This window comes from Pseudomonas xionganensis (assembly GCF_009763245.1).
Classification (GTDB): Bacteria; Pseudomonadota; Gammaproteobacteria; order Pseudomonadales; family Pseudomonadaceae; genus Aquipseudomonas; species Aquipseudomonas xionganensis.
Genome location: NZ_WKJZ01000001.1, coordinates 1,538,044 through 1,554,526, shown reverse-complemented (window position 1 = coordinate 1,554,526; position 16,483 = coordinate 1,538,044). Strand labels below are relative to the sequence as shown.

General features: G+C 65.9%; 15 protein-coding genes. 6 read left to right on the top strand and 9 right to left on the bottom strand.

What is annotated here, in order from left to right; all coding sequences use genetic code 11:
- Positions 1-3: 3 nt before the first annotated feature.
- The 6 genes from lysA to ycaC form a co-directional block, all read right to left on the bottom strand.
- Positions 4-1,455 (bottom strand): diaminopimelate decarboxylase, encoded by a 1,452-nt coding sequence (gene lysA, locus GJV18_RS07105; protein ID WP_160344000.1) that lies wholly within the window; start codon positions 1,453-1,455, stop codon positions 4-6.
- Between the two features lie 85 nt (positions 1,456-1,540).
- Positions 1,541-2,308, bottom strand: coding sequence for an ATP-binding cassette domain-containing protein (locus tag GJV18_RS07100; protein WP_160343999.1), 768 nt, complete (start codon positions 2,306-2,308; stop codon positions 1,541-1,543).
- The gene (locus GJV18_RS07095; protein ID WP_160343998.1) at positions 2,305-3,048 is read right to left on the bottom strand and encodes an ABC transporter permease; all 744 of its coding nucleotides are present in this window, start codon (positions 3,046-3,048) and stop codon (positions 2,305-2,307) included. The genes GJV18_RS07100 and GJV18_RS07095 overlap by 4 nt, the downstream gene beginning before the upstream one ends.
- Positions 3,045-3,770, bottom strand: coding sequence for an ABC transporter permease (locus GJV18_RS07090; RefSeq protein ID WP_160343997.1), 726 nt, complete (start codon positions 3,768-3,770; stop codon positions 3,045-3,047). The genes GJV18_RS07095 and GJV18_RS07090 overlap by 4 nt, the downstream gene beginning before the upstream one ends.
- 41 nt (positions 3,771-3,811) lie before the next feature.
- Positions 3,812-4,603 (bottom strand): ABC transporter substrate-binding protein, encoded by a 792-nt coding sequence (locus GJV18_RS07085; protein WP_160343996.1) that lies wholly within the window; start codon positions 4,601-4,603, stop codon positions 3,812-3,814.
- Between the two features lie 345 nt (positions 4,604-4,948).
- Positions 4,949-5,563 (bottom strand): isochorismate family cysteine hydrolase YcaC, encoded by a 615-nt coding sequence (gene ycaC / locus GJV18_RS07080; RefSeq protein ID WP_160343995.1) that lies wholly within the window; start codon positions 5,561-5,563, stop codon positions 4,949-4,951.
- Between the two features lie 187 nt (positions 5,564-5,750).
- Between ycaC and GJV18_RS07075 the strand changes: the two genes are divergently transcribed.
- Both GJV18_RS07075 and GJV18_RS07070 read left to right on the top strand, forming a co-directional pair.
- Complete coding sequence (locus tag GJV18_RS07075; RefSeq protein ID WP_160343994.1) at positions 5,751-6,668, top strand: LysR family transcriptional regulator; 918 nt, start codon at positions 5,751-5,753, stop codon at positions 6,666-6,668.
- 144 nt (positions 6,669-6,812) lie between these two features.
- On the top strand, positions 6,813-7,238 hold the full coding sequence (locus GJV18_RS07070; RefSeq protein ID WP_160343993.1) for a group II truncated hemoglobin: 426 nt from the start codon (positions 6,813-6,815) through the stop codon (positions 7,236-7,238).
- A gap of 3 nt (positions 7,239-7,241) precedes the next feature.
- On the opposite strand, the gene GJV18_RS07065 is transcribed toward GJV18_RS07070, so the two are convergent.
- Positions 7,242-8,114 carry a LysR family transcriptional regulator gene (locus GJV18_RS07065; RefSeq protein WP_160343992.1) on the bottom strand — a complete coding sequence of 291 codons (873 nt, stop codon included), beginning with the start codon at positions 8,112-8,114 and terminating at the stop codon, positions 7,242-7,244.
- 103 nt (positions 8,115-8,217) lie between these two features.
- Between GJV18_RS07065 and GJV18_RS07060 the strand changes: the two genes are divergently transcribed.
- Both GJV18_RS07060 and GJV18_RS07055 read left to right on the top strand, forming a co-directional pair.
- On the top strand, positions 8,218-9,744 hold the full coding sequence (locus GJV18_RS07060; protein ID WP_160343991.1) for an NADH-quinone oxidoreductase subunit L: 1,527 nt from the start codon (positions 8,218-8,220) through the stop codon (positions 9,742-9,744).
- Positions 9,741-12,182, top strand: coding sequence for a YbcC family protein (locus GJV18_RS07055; RefSeq protein WP_160343990.1), 2,442 nt, complete (start codon positions 9,741-9,743; stop codon positions 12,180-12,182). The genes GJV18_RS07060 and GJV18_RS07055 overlap by 4 nt, the downstream gene beginning before the upstream one ends.
- Before the next feature lie 103 nt (positions 12,183-12,285).
- Here GJV18_RS07055 and GJV18_RS07050 read toward each other — a convergent pair whose 3' ends face one another.
- Positions 12,286-13,140 carry a DUF6671 family protein gene (locus tag GJV18_RS07050; RefSeq protein ID WP_233280078.1) on the bottom strand — a complete coding sequence of 285 codons (855 nt, stop codon included), beginning with the start codon at positions 13,138-13,140 and terminating at the stop codon, positions 12,286-12,288.
- Between the two features lie 94 nt (positions 13,141-13,234).
- Between GJV18_RS07050 and GJV18_RS07045 the strand changes: the two genes are divergently transcribed.
- The gene (locus tag GJV18_RS07045; RefSeq protein WP_160343989.1) at positions 13,235-14,158 is read left to right on the top strand and encodes a LysR family transcriptional regulator; all 924 of its coding nucleotides are present in this window, start codon (positions 13,235-13,237) and stop codon (positions 14,156-14,158) included.
- A gap of 4 nt (positions 14,159-14,162) precedes the next feature.
- Here GJV18_RS07045 and GJV18_RS07040 read toward each other — a convergent pair whose 3' ends face one another.
- The gene (locus GJV18_RS07040; RefSeq protein WP_160343988.1) at positions 14,163-15,104 is read right to left on the bottom strand and encodes an L-threonylcarbamoyladenylate synthase; all 942 of its coding nucleotides are present in this window, start codon (positions 15,102-15,104) and stop codon (positions 14,163-14,165) included.
- Positions 15,105-15,311: 207 nt separating this feature from the next.
- Here GJV18_RS07040 and GJV18_RS07035 point away from each other — a divergent pair, with 207 nt between their 5' ends.
- Complete coding sequence (locus GJV18_RS07035) at positions 15,312-16,475, top strand: GGDEF domain-containing protein (protein ID WP_160343987.1); 1,164 nt, start codon at positions 15,312-15,314, stop codon at positions 16,473-16,475.
- Positions 16,476-16,483: the final 8 nt, after the last annotated feature.

Below are 16,483 nucleotides of genomic sequence, written 5' to 3'. Positions count from 1 at the left end.
TGCTCAGTCCAGATCATGGGCCAGCAGGTCGGCATACTCGCCACGGCGACGAATCAGGCGGCTGCCCTGTTGCAGATCCACCAGCACAGCGGCGGCGGACTGACGGCCGCAATACTGGCTCATCATCTCCAGGGCGTAGGCGCCGACATCCAGCAGGGCGATCACATCGCCCTGGGCGGTGGCCGCCGGCAGCTCGCGCAGGTTGGGCTGGTGCACCAGCACCTGTTCCAGCACCGCGCGATGCTCGGCCAGCGCCGGCTCTTCGGCGATCAGGTCCGCCACCGCGCCCTCGCCCTCGATGTCGTAGTAGGTGTCGCTGCTGTCACACAGCGGCCCGGCCATGCGGCAGTGCTGCGTGTCCCTATCCTCCGCGCGGGAGGCGTTGAGCATATGGAAGTACCAGCCGTTATACAGGTCGAACAGCACACTGTAGCCGGCATCCAGATAGAACACCGGGCGGCCCTGGCGCTGCTTGTGCGCCTCGATGCGGGTCAAGAGGATGGCCGTGTCGCTGACCATGCTGCGCCCCGGCTCGACGATCAGCTCGATCTGCTCACCCAGGGCCTGGGACACCGGTTTGATCAGCTGTTCGGCGAGCTGGGCGAAGTCCACCGCCGTGCGATAGTTGGCGCGGTAGTGCGGCGCCACGCTGTCGAAGTTGGCCTCGGCGCTGCTGTAGTTCTTCGGGAAGCCGCCGCCCAGGTTCAGGTGCTCCAGCGGGTAAGGCAGGCGCTCGGCCACCTGGCGTACATAGTCGATCAGGAACTGCGCCTCGGCCTGATACACCGCGATATCGGTGATCTGGGTGCCGATATGGGCATGCACGCCGACCAGCTTGAGTGCATCGGAATGGGCCAGGATCAGCTCGATGGCCTGGTTCTGCTCGGCGGCGGTCATGCCGAACTTGGAGGCCGAGGTGCCGGTCTGCCAGCCGGCGGCGGCGCCGCCCTGGATCTCCGGGATGATGCGCAGGCTGACCCGCGCCTGGCGGCCCAGCTCGGTCGCTACGCCGAGAATGCGTGAAAGCTCCGAGAGCGAATCGACGTTGATCGCCTTGATCCCGGCAGCGATCACCTCGCGCAGCTCGCCCACCTGCTTGGCCACGCCGTTGAACACCATCTGCGTCGGGGCGAAGCCGGCGATCTGCGCCTTGTAGAACTCGCCGCCGGAGTTGACCTCCAGATCCAGGCCGCAATCCTTGAACACCTTGAGCACCGCTAGGTTGGCGCAGGCCTTGCTGGCGAAGCAGACCCGGGTATTGGCATGCGCGCGGCGGAAGTTATCCAGGATATCGCGGGCGTTCTTGCGCAGCTGGCTTTCCGAATAGACGAACAGCGGCGAGCCATAACGCTCGACCAGATCAAGGGCACTCACCCCGTCGATCAGCAGCTGGTTATGGGCGCTTTCCAGGTGCTGCGCACGTTTCCAGGGGTACAGGGAGACAACTTGGCTCATGGGTATGACTCACTCAGGTAGGGTGCGCTGTGCGCACCATCGCGTTATTGGGGGATCAGCGGTGCGCACGGCGCACCCTACAAATTCAATACTGGCTGGCCAGCAGGCGGCGCAGATTGTCCGATTGCGGGGCGTTGAACAGCTGGTCGGGGCTGCCCTGCTCCTCGATGCGGCCCTGGTGCAGGTACACCAGCTTGGATGACACCTCGCGGGCGAAGCGCATCTCGTGGGTAACCATGATCATGGTGCGCCCCTCCTCGGCCAGCTCGCGGATGACCTTGAGCACCTCACCTACCAGTTCCGGGTCCAGGGCCGAGGTGGGTTCGTCGAACAGCATCACCTCCGGGTCCATGGCCAGGGCGCGGGCAATCGCCACCCGCTGCTTCTGCCCGCCGGACAGGCAATCGGGGTACATCTGGCATTTCTCCAGCATGCCGACCCGGGCCAGCAGCTTCTTCGCCTGGGCTTCCACATCGGTGCGGTTGCGCTTGTGCACCAGGCAGGGGCCGAGCATCACGTTCTCCAGCACGGTCATGTGCGACCACAGATTGAACGACTGGAAGACCATGGCCAGACGCGAGCGCACCCGTTCGATCTGCCGCTGAAAACGGCGCGAACGGCCGCCGCGGCGATTGGCGACCAGCTCCAGCTCCTCGCCCTGCACCCGCAGGCGGCCGCTGTCGGGGAATTCCAGCAGATTCATGCAGCGCAGCAAGGTGCTCTTGCCCGAGCCGCTGGAGCCGATGATGCTGATCACGTCATGCTTCTCGGCGGTCAGCGAGACGCCCTTGAGCACCTCGATACCGGCAAAGGTCTTGTGCAGGTCTTCCACCTGCAAGGCGGCGTTGCTCATAAGGAAACTCCGGCGGATACCCGCTTGGCAGCAGGCGCAGTGACAGGGGTGGGCGCCTGGCGCAGGCGCTGGTGACGGGTCAGGCACAGCTCCAGGCGACGCCAGAGCCAGACGAAGGCACTGGTCATCAGCAGGTAGAGCACGGCCGCCCAGAGGTATACGGACAAATCGAAGGTCTGCGAGAAGATGCGCCGGGTCTGGCCCATGACATCGAACAGGGTGATCACGCTGACCACCGCACTGCCCTTGAGCAGCAGGATGATCTCGTTGCCCAGGGCCGGAAAGGCGATGCGGTAGGCATTGGGCAGGATGATGGTGCGGTACTGGTTGAAGCGCGACAGGCCCATGGCCACCCCCGCCTCGATCTGCCCGTAGGGCACCGCGCGCAGACCGCCGCGCAGGATCTCGATCTGATAGGCCGCGGAGTTGAGGACAAAGGTCAGCAACGCGCAGTAGTAAGGGTCACGGAAGAACCACCAGAGTCCCAGCTGGCTCAGCTCGGCGCGGAACTGCCCGGAGCCGTAATAAACCAGGAACAGCTGGGCCAGCAGCGGCGTGCCGCGAAAGAACGAGACGAACAGGCGGATCGGCCAGCGCAGCAGGCCGCGCTCGCTGCAACGCACGATGGCCAGGGGCAACGCCAGGGCGCAGGCCAGCAGCGCGGCGATGGCGGTGAGTTGCAGGGTCAGGCCGGCACCGGCCAGCAGCTGGCCGGAAAAACGCATCATGAGTTCCATCATGCCGCGGCCCCTCCCATGCGCTGGCCGCGGTTGGCGCGACGCTCCATCCGGCCCAGCAGGTATTCGCAGAGCAGGCACACCAGCCAGTAGGCCAGGCACACCACGAGGAAGAACAGAAAGGGCTTCTTGGTCGCACCGACGGCGATATTGGCCATGCGCATCAGGTCGCTCAGGGCGATCACCGAGACCAGCGCGGTGTCCTTGAGCAGGTTGATCCACAGGTTGCCCAGCCCCGGCAGAGCCAGGCGCAGCAGTTGCGGCAGCTCGATCACCCGGAAGATGGTCAGGCGACGCAGGCCCATGGCCTCGCCCGCCTCACGCTGGCCGCCATCCAGGGCCTGCCAGGCGCCACGCCAGACTTCGCTGGAATAGGCGGCAAAGACCAGGCCCAGGGCCAGCACCCCGGCAATAAAGGGGCTCAGCTCCAGATAGCCAGCTTCGGGGTTGTACCAGCGCAGCAGGGCATTTAGCCCCATGCCCACACCGTGGTAGATGATAAACAGGGTGAGCAGCTCGGGCAGGCCGCGCAGCGTGGTACTGAAGGCCAGGGCCAGGGCCCGCGCCGGGCGCGCGCCAAACAGCGCCAGCGCCGCCACGGCCAGGCCCAGCAACAGGCCCAGCGGCAGGGTGGCCAGGGCCAGGGCCAGGGTCACCCCCAGGCCCTGGAGCAACTCGTCGCCCCAGCCGGCATCACCAAAGCTCAGGTAAGTGAGCCAGTCCATAACAGATCCTCTTCTCGTTCAGCGGGTCAGCAGCGCGAGGCTTACTGCTCCAGGGTCAGCAGGTTGACCGAGAAGAACTTGTCGTTGATCGCCTGGTAGGTGCCATCGGCGATGATCGCGGCCAGGGCCTGGTTGAGTTGCTGACGCAGTGCCTCGTCTTCCTTGCGCACGGCCATACCGACCCCTTCGCCCACATACTTGGGATCGCTGATCGGCTCGCCGGCCAGGCGGCAGCAGCTGCCATCGGTGGACTTCTGGGTCCAGTCGAGCATGGGGATCATGTCGCCGACCTGGGCATCCAGGCGCCCGGAGGCCAGATCCAGGTTCACCGCATCCTGGGTCGGATACAGGCGCACATCGGAATCGGGGAACATGGCCATCAGATAATCGGCCTGAGTGGTGGCGCCCTGAGCACCGATGGTCTTGCCGGCCAGCGCCTGGGGGCTGAAATCGTTCAGGGTGGAATCCTTGGTCACCACGAAGGTCATCGCCGACTTCTGATAGGGGTCGCTGAACGACACCATCTGCCGGCGCTCCTCGGTGATAAACATGGAGGCGATCACCACATCGTACTTGCGCCCCAGCAGCGCCGGGATAATGCCGTCCCAGTCCTGGGCCACCAGGCTGCACTTGACCTGCATGCGTTCGCACAGGGCCTGACCGATCTCGATATCGAAGCCGGCCAGCTTGCCGTCTGCGGTGTAGTAGTTGAAGGGCGGGTAAGCGCCTTCGGTGGCCAGGCGCAGGGTCTTGCCTTCAGCGGCCTGCACACCCGCCAGCGGCGCCAGGGCAAAAGCGCTGCACAGCAGCAGGGAACGGAGAGTCTTATTCATCTTGTTGTCCTCTGGATCGGGGTTCGCTGTGAAGCCGGCTGTCACCTGCACGCCCACTTCACACCACACTGGATGACCAAGCGGTCACCACCGCGAGCCAAGAATCCGCCTGCACCTCGCATTTATCAAATGTATATTTATTATGTTATGCATAATCCTGAGCTATGTATTAACCCAGAAAAAACCCGCTACACCGGAGCGGCGCAGCGGGTTGGCGCGAGGAAACTGTCTGATGCCGCTCACTTGAGCCAGGCCGAACGCATTCAGTCCCCTCGCCCCTCTGGGGAGAGGGGAGCAGAATGCGCATGACCGTCAGTGAGCAGCACCAGGCCGCTACCCTCCGGACTACTTCTGGCTATAACTCTGAATCAGGTTGGCATAGGCCGGCAGATGGCCGCCGAGGATGCCACCGAAGCCTTCGATATCGTTGCGCCAGTCGCGGTGCAGTTCGCAGCCGACGCTGAACCAGTTGAGCATCTGCGCTCCGGCGTGGGCCATGCGCATCAGCGCGGCATCACGCACGCTGGTATTGAAGGTGCCGGAGGCGTCGGTGACGACGAACACCTCGTAGCCGGCCTCCAGCGCCGACAGGGTCGGAAAGGCCACGCACACATCGGTAACCACACCGGCGATGATCAGCTGCTTGCGCCCGGTAGCCTTGATCGCGTTGACGAAGTCCTCATTGTCCCAGGCGTTGATCTGCCCCGGCCGGGCGATATAGGGCGCATCGGGGAACAGGGCCTTGAGCTCGGGCACGATCGGCCCGTTGGGGCCATTTTCAAAACTGGTGGTGAGGATGGTCGGCAGGTTGAAGAACTTGCCGATATCGGCCAGGGCCAGCACGTTGTTCTTGAACTCGTCCGGCGTGTAATCGCGTACCAGCGACAGCAGGCCGGCCTGGTGATCGACCAGCAGCAGAACCGCGTCGTCCTTGTTCAGTCGCTTGTAGGTAAAAGACATGATGAACCTCCTGGGAATGGGCATTAACCGGGCGCCACAGGGCGCAGGGGGGTGAATACACAGCCTAGCCCCCGGGGGCGCCGCCGACCTCCCGGCTGGCGGCGAAATGACTTTTCGCCCTGAGCGAACAATCCACCGCCCTGGTTGCAGTTATGCTTGCTCGAATCACCACGGCATGCGGGGCGCCATGAAACTGGATCTGCAGGAAATCGAGACCTTCCTTCAGGTGGTGGAGCTGGGCAGTGTCAGCCTGGCCGCCGAACGCCTGGGGGTGGTCAAGTCGGTGGTCAGCAAGCGCCTGAGCGATCTGGAGCGGCGCCTGGGGGCCAAGCTGCTGTACCGCTCCACGCGCAAGGTGACGCCCACCGAAAGCGGCCTGCAGTTCTACCCCCGGGCCAAGGCGGCCCTGGCCGCGCTGCATGAGGCGGCCGAGCTGGCCAGCCTGGATGACAGCGGCCTGTGCGGCAGCCTGCGCATCCTCGCTCCCATGAGTTTTGGCACCCTGTGGCTGGCGCCGCTGCTGGCCGAGTTTATGCAGCAGCACCCGCGCATCCAGCTGGCCCTGCAACTGGATGACCGCATCAGCGACTTCGAACGCGAGGGCTACGACCTCTGCCTGCGCGTCTCACACCTGCGCGACAGCGCCCTGATCGCCCGCGAGCTGGCGCCCAGCCCACGGGTGCTGTGCTGCAGCCCGGCCTATGCGCAGCGCCACGGCCTGCCGCAGCGCCCCGAGCAGATCCTCTACCATGCCTGCATCGGCTACAGCAATGTGGCCACCAGCCAGGTCTGGTCGTTCGAGCGCCTCGATGCGCCCGGTGAACCGCTCAACCTCTCGCCCAGCGGCCGCTTTACCAGCAACAACGGCGAGGCCATGCGCGATATGGCCATGGCCGGCCTGGGGCTGGCCGTGCTGCCGGTGTTTATCGTGCAGCGCCAGCTCGACGAGGGTTCGCTACAGGTACTCGAACCCGGCGTGCGGCCCACCGACAACTGGATCCACGCTCTCTACCCACGCTCACGCCGCGCCTCGCCCAAGGTGCTGGCGCTGTGCGACTTTCTCCAGCAGCGCCTGGCCAACCCGCCCTGGCAGCAGCGCTTGTAGGAGCCAGCTTGCTGGCGATGCTGTTAACCCGCCAAGATCGCCAGCAAGCTGGCTCCTACAGAAAAAGCTGTTCATGCTCTGAGTGGCCAGCATGCCCAACCCATCCTGGCCCCTTACAATGACGGCTTTTCCCGAGAGCTTGCCATGTCCCCTACCCCCAGCTACGGCGTCGGCGACGCCTCCTACCAAGCCGCCGGCGGCATCGACGGCCTGCGCCGGCTGGTCGCCGATTTCTACCAGCTGATGGATGAGCTGCCCGAGGCTGGCGCTCTGCGCCGCCTGCATGCCGACAGCCTGGAGCTGGCCGCCGACAAGCTGGCCTGCTTTCTCAGCGGCTGGCTGGGTGGGCCCAAATTGTTCCAGGAAAAATACGGCAGCATCGCCATCCCGGCCTTCCATGCCCAGTGGCCGATAGACGACAAGCTGAGCGAAGCCTGGCTGACCTGCATGGCCGCCGCCATCGCCCGTCAGCCCTATACGGCGGATTTCGCCGAGTATCTGCTGACCCAACTGCGTGTACCGGCGCAGCGGATTGTGCAGGCCAGTCGCAACAGACACGGGCATCCCTGAGGCTCAGTGGCCGGCCAGCAGTTCCTCGACAATGCTCAGGCCGAAATGTCGCTGCAGGGTCACGGCAAAGAACTGCTCGGCGATCTGCGGAATTTCCGCGTAAAGCTCCAGCACCCCGGCCTGCAGCTCATCCTGCACCACCACCGCCGGCAGCAGGGCCATGTCTCCGGAGTCGCGCGCCAGCAGGCGCAGCATGGCCATATCATCGACTTCCGCGCAGATCAGCGGATGCAAATCGTGGCTGTTGCAGTAGAGCTCGAACTGGCTGCGAATATCGCTGCTGCGCCCCGGCACGATCAGACGCGCCTGCTGCAGGTCGGCCGGCAGGCTGAATGCCTGGCGCCCGCTCCTGGGCGGCCCCACCAGGCACACGCGCTGGCGGTCCAGCAGGCGGCAATGCCAGGCCCGCTGGCCGTCACCACTGACCGCCTGATTGGTCAGCACCACATCCAGCTTGTGCAGAGCCAGGCGCTCCAGCAACTCATCCAGGCTGCCCGACTCTAGGGTGATGCGTACCTGGGCACGGCCGAGAAAGGGCCTTAGCAGATTCTCCTGAAAGTTGCGCGACAAGGTCGCCACCGCACCGATGCGCAGCGGCTGGTTTTCCCGCTGGGCACCCTGCAGGGTCATCTGCAGCTCACTGCCCAGGGCAAAGATGCTCTCGGCATAATCCAGCACCAGCCGGCCGGCTTCGGTGAGCAGCAGGCTGCGCCCACTGCGAATAAACAACGCATGCCCAAGGTCATCTTCCAGGGCGCGGATCTGCGTGGAGAGGGCCGATTGCGACACGTGCAGCGCCTGGGCCGCCCGGGTGAGGTTGCCCTCCTTGGCCACGGCCCAGAAATAGTGCAGGTGATGGAAGTTGAGTCGGCGCACATATCATTCCAATTAAAAGAACGATTCATTCATATCAATCTATTTTTAATAGTTCAACACCTGCCGGAGACTAGGCCCATTGCCCGTCTTCGGAGATCCACCCATGCCGATCACCCTGCCCCCCCTGCTCGAACTGCTGCCCTGGCTCTACGCCCTGGCCCTGCTCCCGGTTTGCCTGCTGCGCAGGCGCAACGCCTTCTGGTGGCCTGCCCGCGGCGCCGGCTACCTGGGCCTGTGCCTGGTGCTGCTGGCCGGGTTGCAGGCGGCCCTGAACGGACAAGACGATGATCGACTGGGGCTGGCCATGGCCGGGCTGGTCGGCCTGCTGGCCCTGGTGATCATCGACTATTCCCAGCGCTATCTGGAGGGTGAGCCAGGGCAACGGCGCTATGTGCTGGCCCTGCTGGCCACCCTGGCGGCCATCGCCACTGTGGTGACCAGCCAGGATCTGTACTGGCTGGTCGGCGCCTGGATGGTGTCCAGCCTGTGCCTGCACCAACTGCTGACCTTCTACCGCGACCGCCCTCAGGCGCTGGTGGTGGCGCACAAGAAGTTTCTCGCCAGCCGTCTGGCCGATGTCTGCCTGATCCTGGCCACCGTGCTGCTGGTACGGGCCAGCGGCGACAGCACTATCGCGGTCATTCTGCAAACGGTAAACGACCGTCTTCAGGCCGGTGGTGAGCTGGGCGGGGATCTGCAACTGGCGGCGCTGCTGCTGGCCCTGGCGGTGATCCTCAAATCCGCGCAACTGCCGGTGCATGGCTGGCTGATCCAGGTGATGGAGGCGCCAACCCCGGTGTCGGCCCTGCTGCACGCCGGGCTGGTCAACCTCGGCGGCTTCCTTATCCTGCGCTTTGCCCCGCTGTTTTCCGCCGCCGTGCCGGCGCAGAGTCTGCTGGTCGTGGTTGGCGGTCTGACCGCGGTGATCGCCGCGCTGGTGATGATGACGCGCATCAGTATCAAGGTGCGCCTGGCCTGGTCGACCTGCGCGCAGATGGGCCTGATGCTGCTGGAATGCGGCCTGGGCCTCTACGAACTGGCGCTGGTGCACCTGCTGGCCCACTCGCTGTACAAGGCCCACGCCTTCCTCGCGGCCGGTGACACCGTGAACCTGTACCGCCAGCACGCCCTGCACCCACAGGCGCCCAAAACCGGCCTGGGCGATCTGCTCATGGCTCTGCTCCTGGCCGGTCTGACCCTGGCACTGCTGCAGGGGCTGTGGACCTGGCTGCTGCCGGCCCAGGCGCTGCCCCTGGTGGCCCTGGCCATTCTGGCCATCGGTCTGGCGCCCTGGTGCCTGCGCCGTGGCCAGGTGCTGTTCGGGCTGAGCATATTTGCCCTGCTGCTCGGCGCCTACCTGCTCTGGCACCAGGCCGCCGCCTGGGTACTCGGGCAACCGAGCCCCGCTGCCCCCTGGCCGCTGACCGTGCTGGCGCTGCTGCTGTTTCTCAGCCTCTACCTGCTGCAGGCGCTGATCCTGGCCCGCCCCCAGGGCACCCTGGCGCAAAGGCTGTACCCGCTGGCGTTTGCTGGCTTCTACCTGGATGAACACTTCACCCGTCTGACCTTCCGCCTCTGGCCGGTGCGCACGCCCGCCCCACTGACCTCGCCCTCTGGAGATCGCCCATGACTGCCCTCGAACACTTCGCCAGACTCGACCGGGATGCGTTGCATTTGGCGGCCCAGCAGGCCTGCGAGCGGATCGCCCCGACCTGGCCGCTGGACCGCATGATCGCCGTCAGCCCACTGTGGGAGCGCCGCGAGCAACCCTGGCAGCAGGTTGCCGAACAGCTCTGGCAACGGGCCGGCAGCCGCCTGACCCTGAGTGCCGAGGACTACCGGCAGGCCTGGCAGGAGGGCCGCATCGCCGCGCAGCACCTGCAGCAGGCCCTGGCCGAGCAGGACAAGCCCTGGACCATCGAGCAACTGGTCCAGGCCCTGGATGCGCCAGCGCAAGCAGACGCAGGCCTGCCCCTGCTGGAAGACCTGGCCGACCCCAGCATCCCACTGCCGGGCTGGCCGCTGCTGATCACCCAGCAGATCGGCCAGTGCTGCGCCGCCTGGTTCGACCGCGAACAGGCCGACTGGCGCCCGGATGAAGGCGCCGGCCTGTACCAGAGCTGGCGCAGCAGCATGCTGGCCGATCGCGGCCTGAGTGTGCTCAGCGACTGCCGCAACCTGCATGAGCGTATCGCCGAGCTGCCGCTGCAACCCCAGACAGCACTGGAGGTGGCGGTGCAGCGCCTGGGCTTGAGTACCGAAGACTGGGCGCCCTGGTTCGACTGCCTGCTGCTGCGCAGCCTGGGCTGGGCCTCCTGGTGTGCCTATCGGCGCTGGCAGGCACGCCTGCAGGGCGAGGATGAGCAGACCCTGCTGGAACTGCTGGCCATCCGCGCGGCCTGGGAATGGCTGGTGGATGATCGCCAGCGCGACGCCCAGAGCCGCTGGCAGCGTTGGCGCGCGGCCTGGCAGGCACGCCTGCAGCAGCCGCCCTCGACCGCCTGGCAGGCCTTGCAGCTGTGGCAGCGGGCCGACGAGCTGGCCTGGCAGGCACAGCTGCAACGCAAGCTGTGTCGGACAGAATCGGCGGCGTTGCCCCAGGCGCCGCTGGCCAAGCTGTTCTTCTGTATCGATGTGCGCTCCGAGCCGCTGCGCCGCGCCCTGGAACAGGTCTGCCCGGCCCTTGAGACCGGCGGCTTCGCCGGCTTTTTCGGCCTGCCCATCGCCTATACCCCACTGGGCACCGCCGCCACCCGCCCACAACTGCCGGGCCTGCTGGCGCCGCAGCTGCCGATCAGCGACGGCAGCGGTGATGCGGCGCAGGATCAGCGCCTGGCTCAGGCGCGCCAGGCACGCCTGAGCCGCAAGGCGCGCTGGCGTCTGTTCGAGCGCCTGCCGGCCTCCACCTTCAGCCTGGTCGAGAGTGTCGGCCTGGGCTATGCCGCAGCCTTGCTCGGGCGCACCTGTGGTCTTGCCAGCGGCCCGCAAGAGCCCCACCGCAGCGCCTGGCGCAGCAGTGAGTGGCAGCAACTGCAGCCCCGGCTGCCAGAGCTGCCGCTGGCGCAGAAGGTCGATCTGGCCGCGCGCATCCTCCAGGCCATGGGCCTTAACGGCCCGGTGCCGGCGCTGCTGGTGCTGATCGGGCACGGCAGCCAGAGCGCCAACAACCCTCAGGCGGCCGGACTGGACTGTGGCGCCTGCTGCGGCCAGAGCGGCGAAGTCAACGCCCGCCTGCTGGCCAGCCTGTTAAACGACACCGAGGTGCGCGCCGAACTGCACACCCGCGGGCATAAGCTGCCGGCGCACTGCCATGTACTGGCCGGTCTGCACAACACCAGCACCGATGAGGTACAGATCTTCGCCGAACAAACTGTTCCCGCAGCCCTGGCCGCGGACTGGCAACGCCTGCGCCAGGCCCTGAACGCTGCCGCGCAGCAGGTACGCGGTGAACGTGCCGCCAGCCTGGGCCTGCCCCGGGAGCAGCCGGGCAAGCTGCTCGGGCTGCTGCGCCGACGCGCCCGTGACTGGGCCCAGACCCGCCCCGAATGGGGCCTGGCCGGCAACGCCGCGTTTATCGCCGCGCCGCGTGCGCGCACCCGTGACGTTGACCTGCAGGGGCGTGCCTTCCTGCATGACTACGACTGGCGCCAGGATAGCGAGGGCGCCGTGCTGGAGCTGATCATGACCGCGCCCATGGTGGTGGCGCACTGGATCAACCTGCAGTACTTCACCTCCACCACCGACAACCTGCGCTTCGGCAGCGGCAACAAGCTGCTGCACAACGTGGTGGGCGGGCATATCGGCGTGTTCGAGGGCAACGGCGGCGACTTGCGTATCGGCCTGGCGCGTCAGTCGGTGCACGACGGTCGGCAATGGATGCACCGCCCGCTGCGCCTGCATGTGCTGATCGAGGCGCCGCAGGCGATGATCGACCGGGTGATCGAGGCGCACGCCGTGGTACGCGATCTGGTTGAGCATGGCTGGCTGTACCTGCTGCGCCTGGACGGTCAGCCGGCGCAACTGGAGCGCCGCACGGCCTCCGGCTGGCAGCCGCTGCCAGCGGTTTGAGCAATAGCGGCCGCGTCCAGAGGGCGCGGCCTTAGCAGAGCCATTCGACGCCAGTGGTCTGAGGCAAGTAGCGGCAAGCGAGTAGCGCAGAAGGCGAGGCTATTTATGGGTTGCACTGCTCGCATTGACTGGCACCGGCCAGTTGGCTGACGGGGTGACGCTCCTCATGCTGGCAGGCCGGACACTGCCAGATATGCGCAGCAGTCAGCGCGGTACCCCACCCGCAGTCGGCACAGAGCAAACCCGGCTCACTGCGGGCGATGGCAAAGCCCGGTGCCTGACAGCTCGGGCAGTGATTTTTCAGCTTGCGCGCCAACTGTTCGGCGGCGTCGCGGATTACCACCTGGCGCAGCGGGTTCATATGGGCGCGCATATCGGTTTCCAGCCAGGCACTGGGTTCGCGCGCCAGCAGCCATTGCAACTGGTCGAGCAGCCAATCTCGCTCGCGGATGCCCTTGCGGAACCAGGCTTCACCGGGGCGCCCGAAGATCAAGGCATGTTCGGGAAAACGCGCACGCTGCATAAACGCCACGGCGGCATCCAGACTGTCGACCGCAGCCTGGGCGTAGTTGGTCGCGCCCGAGCCGGCCAGGGCGAACACTTCATACTGGCGCTCGGCATCCCATAGGCAGAGCACCTCATAGTCCCAGGGCATCCAACCAATGTGCGGGTCGCGACCGAAGCTGCCTTCACTGCCCAGGCCATAACGTGCACCACCGAGAGAGGCCGCCAGCCTGGCCTTGGCCAACGCCGTGTCATGGGCGCTGCCGGTGCGTGCCACTTCACGGCTGAAGGTGCCGAAATGATCGGTGTCGTAACGGCTCACCGGCTCGACAAAAAATCCCAGCGGCGCCAAGGCATCGATCACCAGACGAGCCTTGTCGTGACAGGTAAGAAAGGCGATGCACGGGCGAGTGCCCGTGCGCGGATAACCCTGGGAAGAAAGCGCGACCGACATGGTAAAGCCCTCTGATAACTGACAGGGCCATTCTCGCCACCCACTGATATAGTCAAAAATAGATTATCAACCAATAAAGCATAGGTTTTCAGCAATGCAAAGACCGCGCTTTCATACCCGTCAGACCACCTTCCGCCAGTTGGAAACCTTCCTCGCCGTGGCCGAGCGCCTGAGCGTGACCGAAGCGGCCCGCGCCCTGCACCTGGCCCAGCCGTCGGTGTCGACCCAGGTCGCCAAGCTGGAGCAGGCCCTGGGCATGCCGCTGTTCGAGCAACTGGGCAAGCGCCTGCACCTGACCGATGCCGGACGCGAGGTGCAGGCCGGGGCGCGGGAAATCTTCGATGCCCTGGATCGCCTGGAGATGCGCCTGGCCCAGCTCAACGGCCTGACCGCCGGGCAGCTCAGGCTAGGCGCAGTGACCACCGCCAAGTACCTGGTGCCACGGCTGCTCGGCCCCTTCTGCCGGCAGTATCCGCAGGTCGAGGTGGAGCTGAATATCGCCAATCGCTCGGAAGTGATCCGCCGCCTGGAGGACAACCGCGACGACCTCTATGTGTTCAGCCAACCACCCCGCCACCTGGACCTCGAAGCCGTGCCCCTGGCCGACAACCCGCTGGTGGTGATCGCCCCGGCCGGGCATCGCTTCACCGGTCAGCGCATCCGCTGGGAGCAGCTGGCGACGGAGCCTTTCCTCAGCCGCGAGTCCGGCTCCGGTACGCGCCTGGCCATCGAGGAACACTTCGCCCGCCATGGCTGGAACCTCAGGCCGCAGATGACCATCGAGAGCAATGAGGCCATCAAGGAGTCGGTGGCGGCGGGCCTGGGCATCGCCATCCTCTCGCGCCACACCCTGATCCACACCGCACCGGGCAACCTGGTGGAGCTGGATGTGGAGGACTTTCCCATTCCCAACCGCTGGTATCTGGTGCGCTGGCGCACCAAAAGCCTGTCGCCGGCAGCGCAGGCCTTCAGCCGCTTCGCCGAAGTGCCGCTGGCGACTCCGACGCTACCGGCCTGAGCACCTAGAGCCGCTGGCTGGCACGGGCCAGGCGATCGTGCACCGCACCCCAGGCGTCCTGCAGCGGCGGCAGCTGGATATACAGGCGTTCCAGGCCCAGGGCGTCGAGCCGATAGAGCGCGGCGTAAAGCCCTGCGGCATAGGCCTGCGGCTCATCACCCAGATCCACCGCCGGCCCCTGGCTGAGCAGGGCCTGACCACACCAGAGCCAACCGCAACGCGGGGATGCCAGCGCCTCGAAAGGCGCCTGTACAAAGGCCAGGGTCGGGGTGCTGGGCGCATAGTGACGATGATGCTGGCCGGGCGCGCGCACGCCACCATCCTGACCTTCCAGTGCTTCTCCGAGCACCGCCTCCAGACTGGCCTGACTGAGCATGCCGCGGCGCAGCAGACGCGGGCGATCCCCCGGCAGCAGGCTGACGATGCTCGACTCCAGCCCCACCTGGCAGGGCCCACCGTCGAGGATATGCAGGTCGCTGTCGGCAAACTGCTGCGCCACATGGGCCGCGCTGGTCGGACTGATCGACATATAGCGATTAGCCGAAGGCGCCACCAGGCCACCGCCAAATGCCGCCAGCAGCGCCTGCGCGCTCGGATGTGCCGGCACCCGCAGGGCCACGCTGTCCTGGCCGGCGGTGACGCTGCGCGAGACCTCGTCACGGGCCGGTAGCACCAGGGTCAGCGGCCCAGGCCAAAAGGCAGCCATCAAACGCTGCGCGGCGGGCGCAACCTCGGCAGCCCACTGGCCGGCCTGGCTGGCATCATGCAGATGGACGATCAGCGGGTTGCTGCTGGGCCGCCCCTTGAGGGCAAAGACCTTGGCCACCGCCTCGGCGTTCGCAGCATCGGCGGCCAGGCCGTAGACGGTTTCGGTGGGCATGCCGAGCAGGTCGCCGGCTCGCACTCGGGCCACGCAGCGTGCAAGATCGGTGGTGATGATAGGCATGCCAAGCTCTCCAGCGATGGGATACGGCCGGTAGACGGCCAACAGCCGCGCACTCTACAAAGTTCGGCGGGTTTGGGAAATCATCGAGCAACGCCGCACCGGCCATCAGCGACTCAGGTCGCATCGCCTTGGCCAGAGAAAGCCGCTAATCTAGCTCGCATAGATGCCATCCTGACATCACAGCCCAAACGAATCGGAGCATTTGCGTTGCCTATCGGCGGTATCAACTGGCAGGCCCTGACTCAGCAGCAATGGCGCGCTGAGCAGCTGGAGCACAACCTGCACCGCCTGAAACTGGCTGCGCCCCTGGCGCCGCCAGTCAACCTGCTGCATATCTGGATGTTCTGGGGCCGGCCGGTACAGTCGGACAATGAGGCGCTGTGGTTGCAAGGCATCATCCTGGCCCATGTCGGCATGCTGCTGTTTTTCACACTTCTTGCCCTGGCTGCCTGGTGGCTTGAGCCACGCCCGCACTGGCAGCGCGTACGTCAGGCCTGCGTCAGTATCGGCATTCTCGGCACCCTGGGCTTTGCCGCGCTGATCAGCAGCATCGATCAGCTGGTGACCAGCAATATCACCCCGCTGCTGGTGGGCTGCACCCTGGTGGCGCTGGTCTTTCTGCACCGTCCGCTGAGCGCCCTGCTGCTGTTTGCCGGCACCCTGGGCCTGTTTATCTGGGGCATCGGCCAGACCCAGAACGACCCGGCACTGCTCCTGAGCAACCGGGTCAATGGCCTGTCCATCTGCGCCATTGCCCTGGCCCTGGCCTGGTCGCAGTGGCGTCACTTCGCCAAGATCCAGAGCCAGCAACAGCGCCTGGAGAGCCAGCAGCAACTGCTGGAGCAACAGAATGCACGCCTCAGCTACCTGGCCGAACACGATCCCCTGACCGGCCTGCTCAATCGCCGCGCCTTTGGCGAAATCGTCAACCACGAGCTGCTGCGCGCCGAACGCAATGGTCAGCCGCTATGCCTGCTGATGCTCGACCTCGATCATTTCAAGCAGATCAACGACCACTACGGCCACCCGGTGGGCGATAGCGTCATTCGCCAGACCGCCAGCCTGCTGGCCAGCCAGGTGCGTGCCAGCGACAGCCTGGCCCGTATCGGTGGGGAGGAGTTCGTGCTGCTGTTGCCCGAGTGCGACCTGCAGCAGGGCCGGCAGATTGCCGAACTGCTGCGCCAGCGCGTGGAGCAGCAGCTACGCCGGGTAGATGGTCTGGAGCTAGGGCTGACCGTCAGCATCGGCCTCGCCGCCATCCCCGCAGGGCATTTCTGCAGCTACGCCAGCCTCTACGCCGCCAGCGACCGAGCGCTGTACCAGGCCAAGCACAAGGGGCGTAATCGGGTGGAATACCAGGCGCCTGCATAGCGGGCCAC